Origin of the sequence: Labrenzia sp. R5_0 (assembly GCF_017743835.1) — a bacterium.
GTDB classification, from domain to species: Bacteria; Pseudomonadota; Alphaproteobacteria; order Rhizobiales; family Stappiaceae; genus Roseibium; species Roseibium algicola.
In genome coordinates this window covers 771,307-791,347 of the sequence record NZ_JAGHRK010000002.1, presented here as the reverse complement: position 1 = coordinate 791,347, position 20,041 = coordinate 771,307, and the positions used below count along the sequence as shown (strand labels likewise).

Annotated in this window: 20 protein-coding genes and 1 tRNA gene; 10 read left to right on the top strand and 11 right to left on the bottom strand. The window is 59.5% G+C overall.

Annotation, left to right across the window (positions count from 1 at the left end):
- Positions 1-8 precede the first annotated feature (8 nt).
- Genes J7447_RS12535 through J7447_RS12525 form a run of 3 tightly spaced genes read left to right on the top strand, consistent with a single transcriptional unit; the run spans position 9 to position 2,278 of the window.
- Positions 9-341, top strand: a complete 333-nt coding sequence (locus J7447_RS12535; RefSeq protein ID WP_022997921.1) for a metalloregulator ArsR/SmtB family transcription factor — start codon at positions 9-11, stop codon at positions 339-341.
- Positions 334-1,443, top strand: coding sequence for a permease (locus J7447_RS12530; protein WP_286189128.1), 1,110 nt, complete (start codon positions 334-336; stop codon positions 1,441-1,443). Before J7447_RS12535 ends, J7447_RS12530 begins: the two co-directional genes overlap by 8 nt.
- A 10-nt stretch (positions 1,444-1,453) precedes the next feature.
- Positions 1,454-2,278 carry a transglutaminase-like domain-containing protein gene (locus J7447_RS12525; RefSeq protein ID WP_209169752.1) on the top strand — a complete coding sequence of 275 codons (825 nt, stop codon included), beginning with the start codon at positions 1,454-1,456 and terminating at the stop codon, positions 2,276-2,278.
- Positions 2,279-2,299: 21 nt separating this feature from the next.
- On the opposite strand, the gene J7447_RS12520 is transcribed toward J7447_RS12525, so the two are convergent.
- The gene (locus J7447_RS12520) at positions 2,300-2,974 is read right to left on the bottom strand and encodes a dimethylsulfonioproprionate lyase family protein (RefSeq protein ID WP_031268172.1); all 675 of its coding nucleotides are present in this window, start codon (positions 2,972-2,974) and stop codon (positions 2,300-2,302) included.
- Positions 2,975-3,168: 194 nt separating this feature from the next.
- Between J7447_RS12520 and J7447_RS12515 the strand changes: the two genes are divergently transcribed.
- On the top strand, positions 3,169-4,266 hold the full coding sequence (locus J7447_RS12515) for an FAD-dependent oxidoreductase (protein WP_209169751.1): 1,098 nt from the start codon (positions 3,169-3,171) through the stop codon (positions 4,264-4,266).
- 62 nt (positions 4,267-4,328) lie between these two features.
- Here J7447_RS12515 and J7447_RS12510 read toward each other — a convergent pair whose 3' ends face one another.
- A complete protein-coding gene (locus J7447_RS12510; protein WP_022997916.1) occupies positions 4,329-4,829 on the bottom strand; it encodes a cytochrome b/b6 domain-containing protein in 501 nt (166 codons plus the stop codon).
- Positions 4,830-5,005: 176 nt separating this feature from the next.
- Here J7447_RS12510 and J7447_RS12505 point away from each other — a divergent pair, with 176 nt between their 5' ends.
- Positions 5,006-5,593, top strand: a complete 588-nt coding sequence (locus tag J7447_RS12505; RefSeq protein ID WP_209169750.1) for a GNAT family N-acetyltransferase — start codon at positions 5,006-5,008, stop codon at positions 5,591-5,593.
- Positions 5,594-5,691: 98 nt separating this feature from the next.
- Here J7447_RS12505 and J7447_RS12500 read toward each other — a convergent pair whose 3' ends face one another.
- On the bottom strand, positions 5,692-6,438 hold the full coding sequence (locus tag J7447_RS12500; protein ID WP_075284287.1) for an SIMPL domain-containing protein: 747 nt from the start codon (positions 6,436-6,438) through the stop codon (positions 5,692-5,694).
- A gap of 150 nt (positions 6,439-6,588) precedes the next feature.
- Positions 6,589-7,656, bottom strand: a complete 1,068-nt coding sequence (locus tag J7447_RS12495; RefSeq protein WP_023014617.1) for an AI-2E family transporter — start codon at positions 7,654-7,656, stop codon at positions 6,589-6,591.
- Between the two features lie 257 nt (positions 7,657-7,913).
- On the opposite strand from J7447_RS12495, the gene J7447_RS12490 reads away from it, so the two are divergent.
- The 5 genes from J7447_RS12490 (at position 7,914) to J7447_RS12470 (ending at position 11,407) form a co-directional block, all read left to right on the top strand.
- Positions 7,914-7,990, top strand: a tRNA-Ile gene (locus tag J7447_RS12490).
- A 73-nt stretch (positions 7,991-8,063) separates the two neighbouring features.
- Entirely contained in the window at positions 8,064-8,333 is a 270-nt protein-coding gene (locus J7447_RS12485; protein WP_209169749.1) for an autotransporter outer membrane beta-barrel domain-containing protein, read from the top strand.
- A gap of 193 nt (positions 8,334-8,526) precedes the next feature.
- Positions 8,527-9,390 (top strand): glycosyltransferase, encoded by an 864-nt coding sequence (locus J7447_RS12480; protein WP_209169748.1) that lies wholly within the window; start codon positions 8,527-8,529, stop codon positions 9,388-9,390.
- 62 nt (positions 9,391-9,452) lie between these two features.
- Positions 9,453-10,580, top strand: a complete 1,128-nt coding sequence (locus J7447_RS12475) for a hypothetical protein (RefSeq protein WP_209169747.1) — start codon at positions 9,453-9,455, stop codon at positions 10,578-10,580.
- 5 nt (positions 10,581-10,585) lie between these two features.
- Positions 10,586-11,407, top strand: a complete 822-nt coding sequence (locus J7447_RS12470) for a hypothetical protein (RefSeq protein WP_075284291.1) — start codon at positions 10,586-10,588, stop codon at positions 11,405-11,407.
- On the opposite strand, the gene J7447_RS12465 is transcribed toward J7447_RS12470, so the two are convergent.
- The 7 genes from J7447_RS12465 to J7447_RS12435 all read right to left on the bottom strand — a co-directional run bounded on the left by J7447_RS12465 (position 11,398) and on the right by J7447_RS12435 (position 19,972).
- Positions 11,398-11,847 (bottom strand): hypothetical protein, encoded by a 450-nt coding sequence (locus J7447_RS12465; RefSeq protein WP_209169746.1) that lies wholly within the window; start codon positions 11,845-11,847, stop codon positions 11,398-11,400. The two genes, J7447_RS12470 and J7447_RS12465, sit on opposite strands and share 10 nt — an antisense overlap.
- Positions 11,848-11,850: 3 nt before the next feature.
- Entirely contained in the window at positions 11,851-14,034 is a 2,184-nt protein-coding gene (locus J7447_RS12460) for a glycosyltransferase (RefSeq protein WP_209169745.1), read from the bottom strand.
- 47 nt (positions 14,035-14,081) lie between these two features.
- Positions 14,082-16,058, bottom strand: a complete 1,977-nt coding sequence (locus J7447_RS12455; protein WP_209169744.1) for a caspase family protein — start codon at positions 16,056-16,058, stop codon at positions 14,082-14,084.
- A gap of 20 nt (positions 16,059-16,078) precedes the next feature.
- A complete protein-coding gene (locus tag J7447_RS12450) occupies positions 16,079-16,672 on the bottom strand; it encodes a hypothetical protein (protein WP_139314270.1) in 594 nt (197 codons plus the stop codon).
- A gap of 590 nt (positions 16,673-17,262) precedes the next feature.
- A complete protein-coding gene (locus J7447_RS12445) occupies positions 17,263-18,426 on the bottom strand; it encodes a M20 aminoacylase family protein (RefSeq protein WP_209169743.1) in 1,164 nt (387 codons plus the stop codon).
- Positions 18,427-19,242, bottom strand: a complete 816-nt coding sequence (locus J7447_RS12440; RefSeq protein WP_062487980.1) for an ABC transporter permease — start codon at positions 19,240-19,242, stop codon at positions 18,427-18,429.
- Between the two features lies 1 nt (position 19,243).
- Positions 19,244-19,972 carry an ABC transporter permease gene (locus J7447_RS12435; RefSeq protein WP_023000374.1) on the bottom strand — a complete coding sequence of 243 codons (729 nt, stop codon included), beginning with the start codon at positions 19,970-19,972 and terminating at the stop codon, positions 19,244-19,246.
- Positions 19,973-20,041: the final 69 nt, after the last annotated feature.

The following is a 20,041-nucleotide window of genomic DNA, read 5'->3' as shown; positions in this document are numbered from 1 at the left end:
AGGCGCAGATGGATCTGGAAATTGCAGCGCAAGGGTTCGCGGCACTGGGCTCGGAAGCCCGGTTGCAGGTGGTGTTGACCCTGGTGAAAGCCGGGCAGGGTGGTTTGACGGTCGGCGATATTCAGACCCGCACGGGCATGCCTGCGTCAACGCTTGCGCATCATCTGAAGTTTCTCGCCTCGGCAGGCCTGGTGTCCCAGGAAAAGGACGGCCGCTCGGTCATCAACCGGGCAGCCTATGGCCATCTGGAAAACCTTGCCGGTTACATCCTGAAAGAGTGCTGCGTGGACGAAAAGGGTTGTGAGTGCCCATCCCCGCAAAAGGAGCCCGCCGATGTCTGATGCGATGAACAACCTTCAGCCGAGTGGCGGCGGCGCAAGTTGTTGCGCTCCGAAGACCGCCTGCTGCAGCACGCCGGCTTCGAAATGGTCCCTGAAGTCTCTCGCCATTTCGAAATACCTTCTGTCGACCTGGACGATTGTCGTCGGCGGTCCGTTGCTGGTGCTGTTGCTGGACCAGCCGCACTTCGTCGCTTTCGTAACCTTCGCGCTCTCCGCCTTCGCGGGCACATTGCCGTATATTGCTTTTGCCGTCGTTTTGATCGCCTGGCTCAAGGCGGCCGGCGCAGAGGCGTTTGTCGGACGTGCGTTCGAGGGACGCGAGACACAGGCAATCTTTCTCGCAGCCCTGTTTGGTGGTCTTGCACCGTTCTGTTCCTGTGAAGTCATCCCGTTTATTGCCGGTCTTCTGGCGGTTGGTGCGCCGTTGTCAGCCATCATGGCGTTCTGGCTGTCCTCTCCCTTGATTGATCCGCCGACATTGCTGATCACTGCCGGTGCACTGGGATGGCCCTTTGCCGTCGGCAAGGCGGTCTTTGCGGTGGCGCTGGGTCTTTTTGGCGGTTTTTCCGTCGCGCTTGCGCTGCGTAGCGGCTTTCTGGCCAATCCGGTGAAAATCGGGGCGGCGACCGGTGGCTGCGGCTGTGGCGCTTCTGCGAAGACAGGGCGGCCGGTCTGGCAAATCTGGAAAGAGACTGAGCGCACCGACAAGTTCCGGATCGAACTGAAAGCCAATGCACTGTTTCTGATCAAGTGGCTGGCACTGGCGTATGTGCTGGAAGCAGCTCTCGTCACCTATGTCCCCGCAGACCTGATTGCTCGGGCTGTTGGCGGCGACGGGCTGGGGGCAATTCTTCTGTCCGCATTGATCGGCATGCCTGCCTATCTCAACAGCTACGTGGCGCCGCCACTTCTGGCTGGTCTGATGGACCAGGGCATGAGCGCCGGTGCCGCGATGGCGTTCATGATTGCGGGCGCTGTCAGCTCGATCCCGGCAATGGCTGCCGTTTGGTCACTGGTCAGGCCGCAGGTCTTTGCCGCTTACATCGGTCTGGGATTTGCGGGTGCGGTGCTGTCCGGTCTTGTTTTCCAGCTGATCTTTTGAGGGAGTGACAATGCGTACGAACGTTTCTGTCACGGTCAGAGCCGATGAGGTTCGCCACAAGCTGCTGGTGCCGGTCGGCTTGCCGACGCCACACCAGATGCCGGTCGGTTTCGAGATCAGGGGCGGAAAGCTGGGCCTGGCCGGAGAAATCACTACCGGCCAGATGGTGGCCGTGGTGACGGTGGAACCCGGGGCAGACGTTGTGGTGAATTACGAATTCCGCGACGAAGGGCCGGGCTATCCTGAAGCAGTGTTTGCGCCACTGTGCAACCGTTTTACCCGGGCAGCTCAAGATCTCGTCTATGATGCGATCAACATTGCCGACAGTCAGCCCGACGGTCACGCCGCCATTCAGGCGCTCGTCAACGCGGCGGCCGAAAAGTTCCGCTATGCCCATCCTCAGGTTCGTTTCAACGAGGGGTGTGAAGAAGTGCCCTATCTGTCGTGCGGGCTGACCGAAGGGTCCTGCGTCGACATCAACACCTACCTGATCGCCAGCCTGCGTGCCGCCGGCTTCGAAGCCGGTTACGTGACCGGATACTTTTTCCCGCAAGAAAAGAACGGCAGCTGCGACGACATGCACTGCTGGGTGGTGACACGGCATCAGGGTGTGGTGCTGGAGTGGGACATTGCCCATCACCTGAAGATGGGCACACGGGAGATCTGCTGCGGGCTCAACCCGAAGCCGGGTGACCGGGTTGCGCTGGCCCATTCGATGGGGCTGACATTTCCCGAACTGGGGATCTTCTGCGAAAAACTGATTGCAGAGCCCGTCTGGCTTTCGCCGGACGGGCTGGAAAAGGCGGAGATCACGATCCGACGGGATATCGTCTGACGTCGCCAGGGGGGAGGTCTCTCACCCCTTCTTGCGGCTGAAGACCATCTTCTGGTTGGCGAGGCGTTCCGGCGGGCCGATCCAGGCCCAGGCCAGAAGTGCCGGCTCCAGTTTGGACACGGTGATCCGGTGCATATGCTCCGGCGGGTTGAAGATCATCGACCCGGGGGCATAGACCCCCTGGTGATTTTCCGAAACCGCTCCTGAAACGCAGATATAGCTTTCCGATATGCCGCTGTGAGCGTGGGCCGGATATGTACAGCCCGGTGCGAACAGGACCAGGCCCAGAATGACGTCCGTCGTCAGAACCGGTCCGTTCGGTCCGCAGATTTCCGCGTAGGCATACGTCTTGTCGAGGCCGCGCGGCACTTTCTCGTAGCCATACTGCCAGATGAGATGGTCGCGGACACTTTCGATGGCGCGCACCAATGGAGCGGTCCGCTCCTGCTTGCCTTCGTCAAGGGCACGCCGGAGATGTGCCGTCACGGGTTTGTGGGCCGGGGCATCGAAGCGCATTTCCGGATCGGATTTCAGCACCCGCCCAATTGCCTCGCGCACCGCGCGCTGATGTGCCCGGATCTTGTCGCTGCCACCGGACGAGAGGAACCGGTAGGCCTCGTAAAATTCCCGCAAAAGATAGCCCCAATCCGGGAACTCAGCGAGGCGGCGGCTAGCCAGAGGCTGTTCTTCCGACATGTTATTTTCCAGCACGGCTTGTCCTCCCGCACCCTGATCACGATCGGCCTGAGCCTATCGGAACGGAGCGTAGCGGCTTCTCTCTTTACGGCAACCGAAAATACATAACCGTCATGCGCGGTTTGCGTCAGAACGTCTCTTGCGCTCGCCGGACAGGCAGATAATCTGGCCCTCCATTCCGCAGGACAGAATTCATGACAGTTGTGATTGTTGGAGCCGGTATTTCCGGACTTTCCACCGCTTGGGCCCTGACAAAACGAGGTGTGCCCGTCACGCTTCTGGAGCAGGGGCCAATCCCCAACCCGCTTTCGGCATCCGGTGACCAGCACCGTATCATCCGCCGGGCCTATGGCGGCCAGGGCGGCTATCAGCGCCGCATCGGCGATGCCTACGCGGCATGGGACGAGATGTGGAACGACCTGGGTGAGAAGCACCTCGCCGAGACGGGATTCATGCTGTTGTCGCAGGAACCGGGCGATGGCGGCGAGGTCTATCGGGACGGTCTGGTCGAGGGCGGCTATCCGTTCGAGGACCTGACACCGGAAGAAACGGCGAAACGGTTTCCCTTCGTTGATCCGGCGACGATCCGTTACGGCGCTGTCAGCGACGAGGGCGGCGTTCTGCTGTGCCAGAAAATTGCTGCCGGAGTGCGCGACTGGCTGATCGCCAAAGGAGCTGATGTGCGCGAAAACGCACAGGTGACTGCCGTCGACACATCCGCGGGCACGGTGACCCTTGCCGATGGCAGCACGGTCTCCGGAGAGCATGTGATCGTGACGGCCGGTGCCTGGACGCTGGGGCTCTTCCCGAAGCTGGACATCAGCCTGACGACTTACCGGACCGCGGTTGTCTACCTGACGCCGCCTGAAGATCTGCGCGAGGCCTGGGAACGATCGCCGGCGATTCTCGATCCGGGCGGGCCGATCGACGGTTACATCCTGCCTCCGGTCGCCGGAACCGGCCTCAAGTTCGGGGCGGGTATTCACAAGTACAAGGCTCCGCCGAACCAGGATCGGATACCGGTTGCAGGCGAAGGCGAGACCCTGCGCGACTATTTCTCTCCGCCGTTCGGCCGGATCAAGGAATACCGCGTCGATGACGTCGTCACCTGTGCCTACACCTTCACCTCAGACGAGCATTTCTTCGCAATAAGCGAAGGCAAGACCACTGTCGTCTCGGCCTGTTCCGGACATGGCTACAAGTTTGGTGCCGTCGTGGGGCAGAAACTGGCGGAAGGCTTTACCGGCAACGACATGGATGCTGCGCGCGTGTGGCTGGAAGCACGCGATTAAGTCATCTGGCGTAAAAAAGAAGGCTCCGGCTTGCGAGATTGCCGGAGCCTTTTCTGTTTCGGCTAGTGCCGGGAAGAGACCATCCGCATCATGATGCCATCCTTCAGGGCAATATGATGGTAGAGCGCTCCCAGCACATGCAGTGCGATCAGCACGATGAAGAACGGCTTGCTCAATTCGTGGATTTCTTCCGCAGTGTGGATGCCGCCGTACCAGGCAAGAAGTCCGGTGATCGGTGCCAGCAACATGAGCAGATAGAGCAGGCCGTGGACACCCCTGGCGGCCAGTTCCTGGGCTCTTGAAGTGGGGAGCGGGGCAGGGACGCCGAATTTTGCCCGCACCAGAAGACGAATGACAGTCAAGGCCAGAACGGCAATGCCAACCCAGATGTGGGCGTTGGCCAGAAAGGCGGTTGCCGCATCCGGCACGCCGCCGTCGCGCAGCACATGTTTGAGATCGCCCATGCTTTCGCCGAAGATCAGCTGAAACAGGATCAGGGCGGCGATCACCCAGTGCAGAATGATATGGATCGGACTGTAGGACGCTGGCTGTGTCGTGGACATGGCGCGCTTTGGCTCCTCGCAAAGAAAAGAAATGCCAAATATTAGTGCCACGCCAGGGCAGGCAGAGGTATCGGGGATTTGTACTATTTGGTAACAGGTCCAGGCGGTTTTGCGACAATTGAAACAAACGGACCTGTGCCCAGCGGTCAGGCGGTTTTTGAAGGACGGGAGGCATCATGCCAGCTGAGATCAGAACGCTGACGGGCGAGGAGTTGACAGCTGCGCTGAACGATCTTGCGCGCCTGAGGATATCCGTCTTCCGCAGCTGGCCATATCTCTATGAGGGGTCTCTGGAGTACGAAGCCGGATACCTGCAACGCTATGCCCGGACGGAGGGCGCGGTGATTGTCGGTGCATATGACGGCAGCCGGCTGGTTGGCGCGGCGACAGGTGAGCCGCTCGGTGCCGAACTGGAGGCTTTCAAGACCCCTTTCCTCAAGCAGGGACTGGATCCGGAGAACGTTTTCTACATGGCCGAATCCGTTCTGGATCCTGCCTACCGTGGCCAGGGCATCGGCCATCGCTTTTTTGACGAGCGCGAAGCGCACGCCAGGCGGCTCGGTTTCGGTGAAGCAGCCTTCTGTGCGGTGATCCGCCCGGACACGCACCCGCTGAAGCCGGCGGACTACGCCCCGCTCGATCCGTTCTGGCGCAAGCGCGGTTACGAAAAGCTGGAGGGTGTCGTCGTAACGTTTCCCTGGCGCGATGTCGGCGAGAACAAAGAAACCGACAAGCCGATGCAGGTTTGGCACCGGAACCTTTGAGGGAACCCGGCAGCCCGCTGACCGGTGAACGAAGATTTGGACAAAAGAAAACCGGGGCCTGGAAACCAGGCCCCGGTTTTTTTGTTTCCGGCGCGTGGTTACTTCAGCGTCCAGCGGATGGTGACATTCGCGCTGATGGTTTCCTCGCCCGCCTCGATCGGCACATCGGCGGACTTGGCCATCATCATGCCCTCGGCGCGCATCATGTAGGGGCGCGGCATTTCGGTGCCGGTTTCCGTGATGTCGGCAATGGTGCCGAGATCGACACCGGCAGCGGCTGCAAAGATGCCTGCCTTGTGCCGAGCGTCCTCGACGGCCTTCTTGCGGGCTTCATCCAGTATCTCGTCAGCATTGCTGACTTCAAAGCGAATGGAATCGACTGAGTTTGCACCGCTTTCGACGACAAGCGTCAACAGCCCGCCAAGCTTGGCCAGATCGCGGATCTTGACCTCAACACCGTTGCGAACCTCATAACCGGCAATATCCGGCTGGCTGCTGGAATTCTTGGAGTGATCGTAGCGCGGATAGATGCCGAACCCCTTGGTCTGGATGTCCTTGGCTTCGATGCCGTTTGCTTTCACCGCTTCAATGACCTTGGCGATTGCGGCGCTGTTTTCAGCCAGAACATCGGCAGTGGATTTGCCTGTGGTGACGACGCTTGCGGAAATGACGGCCATGTCGGGGGCAACGGAAACTGCACCGCGGCCCTGCATGGTGATCGTGCCGGCCGGCGCCGGGGAATCCTGCGCGACAGCCGGTGCGGCACTCACGAGCGCGGCACTGAGGCCAGCGGCCAGAACAGCCTTGCGCAGCAGGGAGACGGAGGGAAAAAGAGGGGCATTCATATGAACTTATCCTTGATGGAAACAGTTTGTTCGATGGCCGGACACTCGCTTGTGATTGCGGCGGCGTAATGACGGTTGTGTTCATCTGCCGTTCATCGGGAAAACCCGGCAGATGTCCTCGAAGGTTGTTTGAAAATCTTCCCCGGAGGCCTAGCCCGTGGTGCCGGTCTTGCCCGACAGGCCGCCGACCTCGCCGGTCTGCGACAACAGAATCGCAATCGGCCTGGAACCTTCGAAACGGGCGCAGACGATCACGATCATCACCGTCAGCGGGACGCACAGAACCATGCCGACAACACCCCAGATCGCCCCCCAGAAGGCCAGCGACAACATGATGACGAGGCCTGACAGATTGAGGTTGGATCCCATCAGGCGCGGTTCGACCAGATTGCCGATGGTGAACTGGATGAGGCCGAGGCCCGTCGCAATCGCGATGAAGGGACCCAGCGTGTCGTAATAGACCACCGCCAGGAGGCTGGGAAAGATCACGCCGATCAGCGAACCGATGGTTGGAATGTAGTTGAGCAGAAAGGCGATGAAGCCGAACAAGGCCGCGTAAGGCAGGCCGATGGCGATCAGAACGAGGCTGGTCAAAACGCCCGTGGCAACGGAGACGGCGGTCTTGATCGAGAAATAATGCATGATCGAGCGGTTGATCTCGGCCCGCATGGCAAACGCGGCTTCCGCCCGCTCGGGCGAAGGAAACAGGCGTTCGAACTTGCGGTCGAATGTCGACTGCTCGAGCACCAGGAACAGGACGTAGATGAACACCAGACTGGCCGACCCGGCCAGCGTCGTCACAAGGCTCGCCCCCGCGGTCACCATGCGCGGCACGATGGAATCGGGCAGAAGGTCCTTCAACTCGATCGGATCATTAAGGTGCAGTTGGGTGGATGCCTGGGTGAAGAGTTCTTCCAGCCGCCGCTGATAGGTTGGTGCGTCCAGTGCAAGCTGGGTGAGATTGACGGTCACGATGTCGAGCACCACGGTGCTGGCAAAGAAGATCGTCAGCAGTGCCAGTGAAAACGACACCAAACGGGGCAGGCGCCAGCGGCCAAGCGGAATATGCGCAAAGACATGTGCCAGCGAGTTGATCATGTACCAGACGATCAGCGCGATCACGAACGGCAGGATGAGGGACCGCCCGACCACCAGCAGCCAGCCGATCATGCACACAAGCAGGACACTCAGCGTGGCGGTGAGAAGCGGTGATCGCATGGTGGCTCCGGCGGGCGAGTTTGGCAGGTCTGTTCCCCGGGCGACTCGTCAACGGCCCGGCTGCCTCATTTAGACCCGATGGCGCAGGCGAACGGAACCGCTTTTTCCATAAAGGCGATCCAGACCTCTTGAGAAACGCTTCCACCGCGCCAGTTTCCCAACCTTTTTCACCCTGCCGTTGCAAAGCACTTGCCCCGGAGATTGGCCATGGTATAGGGAACCAGACGCAGGGCCTTGCAAAGGCTTCGCCCTGCCGTGGGCCTGTAGCTCAATTGGTTAGAGCCGTCCGCTCATAACGGATTGGTTGGGGGTTCGAGTCCCTCCGGGCCCACCATTTTTCTTTTCTCCCACTCGCATTTGCCGGCCGAAGAAAGCTGATCCTGTTCTGCTGATGTGCAGTCCCGGAATTGCTCTATCGCCGGCGTCTGCCTGGCGCTGTTGCGGCATTGGAGGGGACCGGCAGTTCGCCATTCACGATCACCGGAGCGGCGCTGGACCGGGATGTGGCGCTTGTTGATGCGGGGCTGAATTTCGGCGTGACTGACAACCTCAAAATTACTGCCGACTACACCGGCACCTTCGGTGAGCGCCAGCAGGACCAGACTTTCGCGGCGAAACTCAGGGCAAGGTTCCAAGGAGGCTGGCATGGGTTTATGCAGTCTTGTCGATCCCGTTAGAAATGGCTGACGGGAACGAAAGATGCCCCGCGATGCTGGACGAGGCCATGTTAGGCGCTTAGCTTTATTCGGACGGCCTGAGGGAGCCCCACGTGGGCCACATCGTCGATCAAGTCAGCCACGTGCTGCAACGATGAACGGATGTGTACACACTCGACGGGCTTCATGATCGGGCATGAACGGGAACGTGAGTTTGGCTTCCTACACGCAGGCAACAGGGCATTTCGAGAACGGCGAATTTGCAAAGGCGCAGCATGCCGTTTCCGCCTGTCTGCAGGAGATCTACGCGAATATTCATCGCTTTGTCCTGAAGGAAAACCTTCAAAACATATATGGCACGAAGGTTTCGGTGATTGTCGTTTCCCATCGGAGCGGCCTTGAGGCCTGCGAGGTTGGCCGGGGCATCGAAGATTTCATCCGCCGTCCGGACGTCGAATTGATTTTCGTCGGCAATGGGCCCGGAGCCGCTGAGGGGGCATCCGGCCCGTATGCGGACAAGGCGCGGGTATTCGGCTTGCCGGAGAATATCGGCTGTTCGGCGGCGCGAAACGTCGGTGCCTACGTCGCGCGGGGGAGCTGCCTTCTGTTTCTGGACGATGATGCATTGACGGGCGCGGCAGATCTTGATCTGCTTGCCGGCACCTGTATCGAGCGCGGGGCCAAGGCTGTGCGCGGGCGCATTGCGCCGAAGTCCGGTGCCGGATTGACGGGCAACCACTACAATCTCGGTGACAGTCTGAAGCCGGCACCGCCGACAACGGAGGGGTTTTCCGCCTGGCAGGCGTCAGCCTTCGAAAAATACGGCGGATTTGATCCGCTTCTGGCGGGGCACGAAGGCATGGATCTTTGTTGCCGGATGCTGGGCGAGACGGATGCGAAGCAGTTTCTGTATCAGCCCGGCGCAGTGATGCGTCACGACTATGCCGGAGACGACCGGCAGCGGTTGCAAAAGGTGGAGAAGCTTCAGCTTTCGGACAGGTATCTTGCGTTCAAGGGGATCGACAAGGACCGGGTTGCCGTCGCCTTCAAGGAAGTTGAGAAGGCGGATGCAGTCTGACACGTCAACGAATGCGCCATTCGCACGCGGGAACGCGATCAAGACCTTTCCGGGCAAACTGCATGGATAGGCCTGACGACACCTGGCTGAGCCAGCGCTTTTGTTCCAATCCGTTCGAGCGGATCGAAACCCAGCCGAACCAGGACATTCACTTCTGTCCCGCAGCCTGGCAACCGGCTGCAATCGGCAGTCTGTCTGACGATCCTGAAACCGCCTGGAACTCGCCCAAGGCCCAGGAAATACGGCGATCGATCCTTGCGGGCGACTTCTCGCATTGCTGCCATCTGGAATGCCCGCGTATCACAGGGCGTGATCTTCCAGCGCGCGAGGAGATCCTGTCGGAAAAAGACCCGTCTCCTGCGGTGGCCTACTATCGGGAGATCATCAAGACTGGCAGGACCCGGCTGGACAAGCCTCCAGCATTCGCCAGCCTCGGTCACGACCTCAGCAGCAACACCGCCTGTCCTTCCCGGGCGGCAAAACCGGTTCAACTGAATAAATACGATACCGACCGGCTCGACTGGATCTTCAACGAACCGTACGCGCGCTTTCTGTCCAAAGCTAACCGAATAACCATCGGCCGTGAAGGTGAACCTTTTGCCAGCCGGCATTTCCTGAACTTTCTGAAGACCTATTGCGCGGAGATAGAGCCGAGAAAGGCGCTGGACCTCCACACCAATGGCCTGCTGCTGACGGAAGCTGTCTGGAACCGGCTCGATCTTTGGGGGCATGTCGGCAGCATTCATGTGTCTGTCGATGCCGCGACACCGGAAACCTATAATGAACTGCGGCCAGGCAGGCAGTTGGTTCAGCTCCTGCCCAATCTGTCATTTCTCGGCCATTTGCGCAGGCTGAATGCCATAGATACCTTCCAAATGAAGTTTGTCGTCCGGCAGGAAAACTACACAGAGATGCCGGACTTTGTCCGTCTTGCACGCCGGGTCGGGGCAACAGGTGTTCTGTTCCAACGGGTTTGCGATCAGCAGGTTCGGGAGGAAGGTGGAGGTCCTGCGGTCGACGTTGCGGACCCTCGCCATTCTGATCATGAAGCGTTGCAGTTGATCCTCGAAGACCCGGTTCTGAACGCGCAGGACGTCGAATTGGTTGATCTGAAACTTGCCCCACGGCACAGGGACGTTTCCGGGGCAGCGTTCTCAGGTGCAACGCCTGATCAGGTTCGGCAAGGCTGAAGTCCATGGTGCATCATCTCATCCTGCTTTCATCGGGAAGAAGCGGCACGCATCTGCACCAGACCATGATGCGGAACGGACTTGAAAAGGCTGTCGTTCTTGGCGAGCTGTTCAACCCGTCGTCCCCGTTTGGTCTTGAAGCCCAGACGCCGGACTTCATCGCAATGCTGGAAGAAGAAAGCGGCATTGAAGTCGATCCGGGCAAGGCGAGAGCGCTGGCCAACTTTTTCAGGGACGATCCGGTCTTCATGCTGAGTGCCCTCGCCAGGGTTTGCGACCGCCTTGGGCATGACTATCTGTGCTATTCGATCCTGCCGAAGCAATTGGCCGGCAGGCCGATCGAAGACATTCTGTTCCGGTTTGACTGCTCCTGCACCTTTCTCACAAGGCAGAGGTTTGCCAGATATGTCTCTCTCGTAAAGGCGCGGCAGCTCGGGGCCTGGAAGTGGGTTGATACGACGTCCCTGAAACCGGAAATAACGATGGAAGGGTTCCTGGAAGACGCCCGTTCCACTGACGACTGGTTTCAGTTCCTGTCGGAAAGGGCGCTGACTGCGGGGCTGGACGTTCGGCATCTTTCCTATGGCGCTGATCTCAACCAACCAGCCCGGACTGCCTTTTACAGCCTGCAGCGGAAGTATGAGGGCATCTGCGAGCTGTCCGCCTTCGAATTCAGCCTGATCCCGGATTTCAAGCAGGAGCGGGAGGCCGATCCTTTCCGGTCGATTGGCAACGGCGAGCATATGCGGGACGCTCTTCATCAAGCTTCCTTGCTCGATTACGCCTTTGCCGAACCCGCAGTCTTTTCAGCGGATGGTTATGTCTGATCCCCGCTCGGCAGCGATTGAACATAGCCTTCCGGCGACGTGCCGATGGTGAACTCGAAATCCGGCGACCAGCTCTCCCGGATGCGGGTTATCCGGCGTTCGAGATAGAGATCCCAGTTGGCCGAGGCACCATAACGGGGAAGATCCGACGACATCGGCAGGGTTTCGAAAAAGAGGCCTCTGCTTCTGAGTGCGGAGAAGTACCTGGGCGGGCACACGACGACGATCGTTTCAAACTCCGCGAGCTTCTCCAACTGGCTTTTCAGCGCGTTGGACAGGTGATCGTCTGCCTCATCGAGCGCCCAGACAAGCGCGACTGTTCCTTGCCTGCGGTGTTCCGACAAAAGGGCGGCGCTGTGCTTGGTGTTGGTTTCAAGTTTCCGGATGCTGCCGAGGGCAACCCGTAGTCCGATCTTGCGAAGGCTGCGTTTGAAAGACACGGTTCAACGCTCCTCCAGGGGATTTGCGGGAAGCTGAGCGACCGCCTGCAACAGATGCGCAGTCTGCAGCGCACCGTTCCACCAGCCGGACTTTCTGAGGCACGACCGAGCCAGCGAATGGCGGAAATCGGGATCGAGCATCTGCACAAGCTGCTCTCCGATTGCGTATGGATCCTCGGCAGGTGAGGTGAGGTTCCACCCTGCGCGAGCCCCATATTCGGCGCGGGCCTCCTGCACATCCATGATCGGGTTGCTGTTTGGAATGAAGATCGACGGCAGCGCTGCGGCGATGTTTTCGTGAAAGGTATTGTATCCTGCCGCGCAGACGGCAAAGTCGAAGGCTTTCAGATACTGCCCGAGTGGATAGACCTTCCGCATCACCAGGCGCTCATGGAAATCCGCGTGCTCCTCGAAATGAAGCGGGGACCTGACGTCGACCGCGATCACCTGCGGGTGCCTGTCCAGAAACTCCAGCAGACGTGCCCGGGGAAGGGACATGTCGAAATTTGCTTCCGAGCCAAGTTGCACGAGACAAAGGATCGCGTCGTCCGGCAGGTTCAGCGCCCGCCTTGCGGTGGTTCTGTCAAAGAGCTGATCTCTTGGCGTCATCAACACCGGGTCGACCCGGGTGACGCTGTTGGGGTTGGGGCGTGAATAGCCTTCGTCCAGAGGCGCGCAGAGTTCCCCGGGTTCGATGATCGCGTCGAAGAAGCCTTCCCGGGAGATGCTGTTGGGCTGGGGCGTGCGCCAGAGGCCGCGCCGGATCCAGACGCTGGTGGCGTGGCCGTAGCTTTCAACCGCGTCCACGAAACCTGCGTACGGCAAGTTGCCGTCAAACAGTGTGAGGCAAGGCTTGTAGTGGCTGAGCGCCTCGCGCATTTCCTGAAAGAAATAGCTGTTCCAGGCTTTGAAATCCAATTCCAGTCTCTGTCGGAAAGGCCGGAATTCGGCGAGGTATCCCATGGATCTTGCGATTTCGATTGCTTCTGAAAGCGAGAAGAAAACGACATTCACACGCGGGCCGATCGCCCTGGCGATGGCAAGCTGCCGGGAGAGATGACCGAGGCCGACGCCGTTGGACGTGATCGTAAGCACGACCGGGGCAGGGGCGGGTCTGCGTGTTTTCGGGGCGGGCAGGGCGGCGACGGAGGGTTCGGCGATTTTTTCGAATTTCGCGGTGAACTGGTCCAGGCCAAACCGCTCCTCCACAAATGTACGTGCCTTTCGGGAGGTCGTTTCATAAAGCTGAGGATCCGTTCGAAGCTGGTCATAGACCAGTGGTGCTTCGTCCGGCTCGGCATAAAGGCAGGCATCGGAAAAACTGGTTTCCATATAGCGCGGAACGACGCAGGGCAGTCCGGTGGCAAGGGCTTCGAGCACACAATATCCGAACGCCTCGATCAGCGCTTTGGAATGGAAATAGCTGTAGATGTCGAGCCCTTGAAGAAATCCGGAAATCGGTCCCTTCGAGAAGGGCAGAACCTGCCAGTTGGATGGCAGCTCCTCGAACTGGCCCACGAAGCTCTGCGGCACGCCCATCATGCGGAAGGCAAAGTCAGTGGATTGGGGATAGCAGGTCGTGGCAACCGATAGAGACGGCCATTTGTCAGCGCTGGGGCGACTGTGGCGGCCGATGACCAGAGGGAATTTCGGTTCCCGGGATTGTTTCTCCGGATAGTCGGCCAGATCGATCAGATTGGCCCAACTGCCCTGGTGAACGGCGTGGGACAGGCCGTTCATCACAAGGTCTTCGCGCACGATCTCGCTCACCGGCAGGAGTTTGAGCGAGTGGCCATACCAGTCGGAGATGAGCGTCGACCAGTGGTCTGCCGGAAAGGCACGCTGTCCGTCCCGGTTTCGTATCGTCTGGTGCACGACAAGGTAACAGGCATCCGCAACGAAACGGGTTCGGCATTGCACCCGTTTGTCCAGCAAGGTCGGGTGATACAAAAGCGCGACCCTGGACCGCGGTCTTTCGTTCTGCGGAACAATGACGGTGCCGGTAGCCTTGATCTCGGCGAGTACGGATGCGTTCAAGGTCCGGTTTCGGGAAAAAAAGGGGGAACACAGCGGTATGATACCGGCTCTCAGCCCGGCTTGCTTGCAGGCGCGAAGATCATATTTGAGCGATGTGGACGTCCCGCCGGGAAAGCGCAGGTCGGCCAGGTAAAGGACGTCAAATTCCATGTGCCGGTCGGCCCCCCAGGAAATCCATCAAACGATCTTGCCGGAAATCACGATGGGGAGCCACCATAGAGCCGCCAGGACTCCAGTCCGCGGTTGAACAGAGGGCCCGGAACACCATCCAGCGTGCCCTCGTAGTATCCGGCAGACTGCAATCTGGTCTGGATCTCAAGGATGGTATCGCGTGACCAGCTGCGGGCGTCGGAGGAAATCTTCGCAAGTGTTTCGCCGCTGTCCACCGTCAATGCGGACAACAACAGTTCCGATGCCTTTTGTGGTGACTTGTCGGTGTGGAACCCTTCGTCGTAAATCGCCGCGGCGGCAAGGGCGCCTTCCGCGTATCCCTGCTGCGCGGCCAGTTCGAAATAGGCCGCTGCGTCTTCGGGGGTCTTGTAAATGCCTTCCTTGGCAAAGACGCCCAGATTGTAGGTCGCTCTGGCGGCGCCTTCCGATGAGGCATATTCCAGAAGAGTAATTGCACGCGGAACGTCGCGCGCGCCACCTGTGCCGTTATAGAGGGAAACTGCAAGATTGATGGCCCCGTCGGCGCTGCCGTTGGCATAGGCGCGTTCGAACAATTCGCGGGCTTTCAACAGGTCCTTGGGCAGCCCCTGGCCGAGTTCGTAGAGGAGGCCAAGGCTGACGAGCGCCCTTGTGTCGCCTGCAGCTGCTGCCTGCTGATAGAGATCGACGGCAATCTTGGTATCGCCGGCGGCTGCCCGTGCCCGCGCAAGCAGGGCCTTGTAGTGCGGCACATCCGGATAGTCCTTGACGGCTTGCTCGCAGGAATGAATGGCCGCCCCGGAGTTCTTTGCCAGAAGGTTGAGAGAGACGCCCCGGTAGATGACGGTTGAATCGTTCGGGTGTGTGGCGAACCGCCTGCACAGTTCAGATTGCGTCAGATTGTTCGGATTGTCGGGCATCATCTGGGTAACAAGCGTTTTGGCCTGCTCCAGATACTGCCCGTCCGGAAATCGCTCGATGTAATATTGCAGCAGGGCCCGGTTACGGGAGGCCAGGGCGTTGGACCAGATTTCCTCTTCCAGACTTGCGAGGCCGACCGATGGCGTCGGCAGGACGCCGTTCGTGTCCTTCAGCGCTCTTTCGAGGATCGTTTGCGCTTCATCGACAAACCTGCCTTCCGGATAGCGCTGCAGGTACAGCTGGATCAGCCTTGGATCTTCCTGCTGCACCGACAGCTTCCACAGGCCCGCTTCCAGGTCGCCGTCCGACTCCGGACCCGGCTTGAAATAGAAATCGGGTTTGACCGAGAACTGCACGTAAGGCACCTGGGCGCCACCGGTTTCCTTGCGTACGTTCTGGTTTACGTCCGCCAGCACGGACAGGACCTCGCGTCCGGAGGAGTGCATGTAGGACAGGAGCGCCGTCGCGTAGGGACTGTTGTCACCCGCGCCATCATAGGCAACCTTGCCCGGTTGTGTGGCGTAGCCGATCAGAAACCCGCTGACATCCGGCGGTGGTGCCAGGCCCACTTCCAGGCTCTTGATGCGATCCTGAAACGGGTTGTTCTGGCAGGCGTCCAGGAAGACCATCTTGAAGGCGCTGCTGCGCCCGACAAGCTTGAGAAGCTCATCGAAATGGATGCTGTCGCTGACAAGCGTATCGATGTCACTGATCCGTGAATCAACCGGAATGAGATAGTTCTTGCCCGCCAGTTGAACGCCATGCCCGGCGTAATAGACCAGCACGACGTTCGCGTTGCGCCGAATGGTTGCCTGGGAGAACGCTTCGGCCTTCTTCAAGAAGTCCTCCTGCGTTGCATCCAGGATCAAGGTGACGTCGAAGCGAAGGGTCTGCAGGGTTGCAGCGATACTCTCCGCATCATTACGCGCATTGGGGAGTTTCTCGCCATTGTAGTTGGAATTGCCGACGATCAGCGCCATACGCGTGTCGGGTACAAGCTGCTGGGCTCGTGAGGTTTCCGGTAAGGAAACCGAGACAACGAGTATCAGGCCTGACAGAAGCAGGACCTTCTCGAGAAGTTGCCGGACCAAATGCAATTTCATGGTTTGGAACCGCATTCCGCTCAAATTGAAATCATGGACGCCAGATTGACTTCGACCGCCGCGATGGTCTCGGTCAGGACAGCTCGCTGTTGCTGCTGCAGGTTCGTGATCACAGTGTCCTGGGACCGGACGATCTGAATGCGCTGAACCTTGCTGATGCCTTCGCGAACCGCTTCAAGAGCTGCTTCGCCACTTTCGGCCTGCTCGACTTTGACGACCATTTCGCGAACAATCGGCAGGGCAGACTGTGCAACGGCGCTTCCGTTTTCCGCTTCGCGCGCCAGCCGATTTTCCAGATCCTGCAGGACTTCGGTAATGCATCGAACGGGTTCGATACCGCGCAATACCTTCTGCTTGCAGCGTTCACAGGCGTTGTTGACCCGAACACGGTTGTTCAGGAACCGCTCGAGAATGGCTCGTTCCCGGGCCACGGTTGTCGGTTCTCCATCGCCTTTCGGAATGAAGAAAAACGGTCTGACCGCTTCCTTGCCGGAGCCTGCCTTGACGCTTGGGGATTCGCTTTCGTAAGCGGCGATGGTGATCGGCTTGCCGTTTGGATTTTCCAGCTTGCTGCCTGCGGCTGACGGGTCAAATGACTCATCAAAGGGCAGCATCGTGCTCCTTGAAAAAATCTGCTGTGCGTTCGAAAGCTGCCAGGACGTATTCTTGACAGGATCGTTCAGGACCTGGGTGCTGGCCTTGGCCGAACTTGTCGCGCCTGTTAGCCAGGCCACCAAAATTGACGCAATAAATGATAGGAAACCGAGCATCTTACGCTTGGTAATCTCTGCCATACTTCACCGAATTTTTAAAACTGACTTAGCGTTCTATGACACTTTCATCAGATAATTGATAAAATTTGCATTGTCGGCGGCACACTACATCCTATCAAGTGCAGAGGTTTAGTGAAGCAAAAATTCGCGCCACCGCCTGCCCGGCGATCGGGCTTACCTTCCAATGGTCTGCTGTGAGAGCTTTGAAGCGGTGGTGACCCGACGTGTGTGCGATTGAATTTCGCAGGTGAAGCGTAATGCTCCGGCCGAGAAGGGGTTTCCTGCCGCAAAACAACAGGATAGGGCAGGCCAGGTGGCCTGCCCACTATTTCGGGAAACTTCGTCCGGTTGCAATATGAAGGCGTATGGCCGGTGAAATTTCACCAGACGCCGTTTGCAGGCAGGTTCAAATTGTGGTGATTTCCGTTGCGTTACTTGCTCGACAGGAAATCTTCCGCCAGCTCCACCCAAAAACTCGTGCCGATAGGCAGGATGTCGTCATTGAAGTCGTACTTGGGGTGATGCAGGGGCGGGTCGCGATCGGTTCTGGCAGTGCCGAGCATGAAGTAGCAGCCGGGCCGTTCTTCCAGGAAATAGGCAAAGTCCTCGCTGCCCATGAAGGGACGGGTGAGGTCTGTGACTTTTTCCTCGCCCGCAAAGCGCCTGGCAAGGTCACGCAGGTAGCCGGTCTCGGCCGTGTGGTTGATCATCGGCGGATAACCGCGCTCATAATCGACCTCGGCCCGCATGCCGTAGCTGGCGGCCTGTCCTTCGGCGATCATGCGGATACGCCTTTCCAGCTCGTCGCGCACATCCGGTTCCAAAGCTCGAACCGTCAGGCTCATTTCCGCCCGCTCGGGGATCACGTTGCTGGCGATACCGCTGTTGAAGGCACCGACCGTGATCACGGCAGACTGCAGCGGGTGGATGTTGCGCGCGGCGATGGTCTGCAGCGCCATGATGATGCTGGCGCCGCATACGATCGGGTCGGATGCTGCCTGCGGTTCTGCGCCGTGGCCTCCGTGGCCGACAACGGTAATCTTGCACTCGTCGGCAGCTGCCATCATCGGGCCGTCCCGGAAGGCGAATTGGCCGAAGGGCAGGCTCGGGTCATTGTGAAGGCCGAATACGGCATCGCACGGGAACCGCTCGAACAGACCGTCGTCCATCATAAGCCTTGCGCCGCCGAAGTTTTCTTCCGCCGGCTGGAAGATCAGATGCACCGTTCCGTCGAACTGCTTGCGTTCCGAGAGGATTTTCGCGGCGCCGAGCAGCATGGCCGTGTGGCCGTCATGGCCGCAGGCGTGCATGACGCCGGGATGGGTGCTGGTATAGTCCGCCCCGGTTTCCTCCAGGATCGGCAGGGCGTCGAAATCCGCACGAATGCCGATGCTTTTCGAAGACGTGCCATTGCGCAGGGTTGCGACAATGCCGGTTTTTGCCAGGCCACGCGTAACTTCGTAGCCCATCGCAGCCAGTTCACTGGCGACGTAGTCCGAGGTCTTGAATTCCGACAGGCCGATCTCGGGGATCGTATGCAGATGGCGCCTTGTGGCGACGATTTCGGGAAGGAAGTTGGACGACTGAACGGTCATTTACGCACCACGGCTGGGGATACGGTTTTCCAGGAAGCGGAACAGCAATACCAGAATCCCGGTGAGACACATATAGATCAGTGCAAGCAGCAGCAGAGGCTCATATGTGAGATATGTATCCTGCCGAACTCTTGAAATGATCGCATAGACATCGACCACCGTGATGGTCGCGACAAGCGGTGTCGATTTCAGCTGCAGCACGGTTTCGCCGCTCAAGGTCGGCAAGGCACGGTAGATGGCGCGCGGTAGCCAGATGCGGCGGAACATGGTGAAGCGGCCCATGCCAAAGGCACGCGCGGCTTCCAGTTCGCCCCTTGGTACACCGGCAAACGCTCCGCGCATCACTTCCCCCTCATAGGCGGCAAATGACAGCATCAAGGCCGTGAAGCCATACGGCCAGGCCTGGCGCAGATAGGGCCAGAACATCGACTGCCGGATTTCCGGATACTGCGCGAACACCGAGCCGAGGCCGTAGTAGAGCAGCCAGAGTTGCAGAAGCAGCGGTGTGCCGCGGATCAATGTGCAGAAACCGCGGGCCAGCCAGGCGAGCGGTCTTGGTCCGGTGACCTGGACAAGGCCCAGGCCTATGGCAAGGAGAAAGCCGACGGCAGCCGTCGAAAACAGCAGAAACAGTGTTTCCCAGATGCCGTGGAGCAGCTTCCATTGGTATTTCGGCAACCAGTCCCACCGCAGGAACCAGATCGCGCAGAAGACGATGCCTGCGAAGACGGCAAGCAGGAAGATCCTGTGCGGTTCCAGCAGCCGGCGTGGCGGCGGCGGAACATAGGCGGGCATTGTGATCTTGGTTTCGCTCATCTCACACAGGCCCCGCAATGCCGCGCCTTGCGCGTTTTTCGATATGGGCGATGACGCGGTTCGAAACCAGCGTCAGCGTGAGATACATCACGCCGGCGGCGCAATAGAACAGCATGTAGGCCTTGGTGCTGCCGGCTGCCTGGCGGGTCACAAGCGTCAGTTCCGAGAAGCCGACCACGGCCAGAAGGGCAGTATCCTTGGTGGCGATGAGCCAGAGATTTGAAAGACCCGGAATGGCATAGGGCAGCATGGCCGGCAAGGTGATGCGGCGCAATGTCTTGAAGGGCGACATGCCGTAGGCACGGGCTGCCTCTATCTGTCCGGGCGGTACTGCCTTGATGGCACCACGCAGGACTTCGGTCGAGTAAGCGCCCTGGACGACGCCGATGACGAAGATGCCGGCGGCAAGGCCGCTGATGTCGACCCTTGGCAGACCAACCAGCATCAGCAGCGAATTCACCGCGTCTGTTCCGGCGTAATAAAGCAACAGGATGAGGACAAGCTCGGGAACGGCTCGGATGACGGTGGTGTAGACCTCAAGCAGGTCGCGCAGGATCGGGCCACCGTAAAGCTTTCCGAAGGCGCCGCCGATACCGATCAGCAGACCCAGGCCAAAACCGCCGACGGCGAGCTGCAGCGAGGCTGCGAAGCCGGCGAGTAGAACTCCGCCCCAGCCCGGTGGCGACAGGGCGAGCAGATCGAGATTGAGAAATCCGGAAGGGGCAGCCATCGGCAGCGGTCAACCTTGCTTTGAAAGTGTCCGCCCGCGCCCGAGGGCGCGGGACGGTTTCCTAAGGGT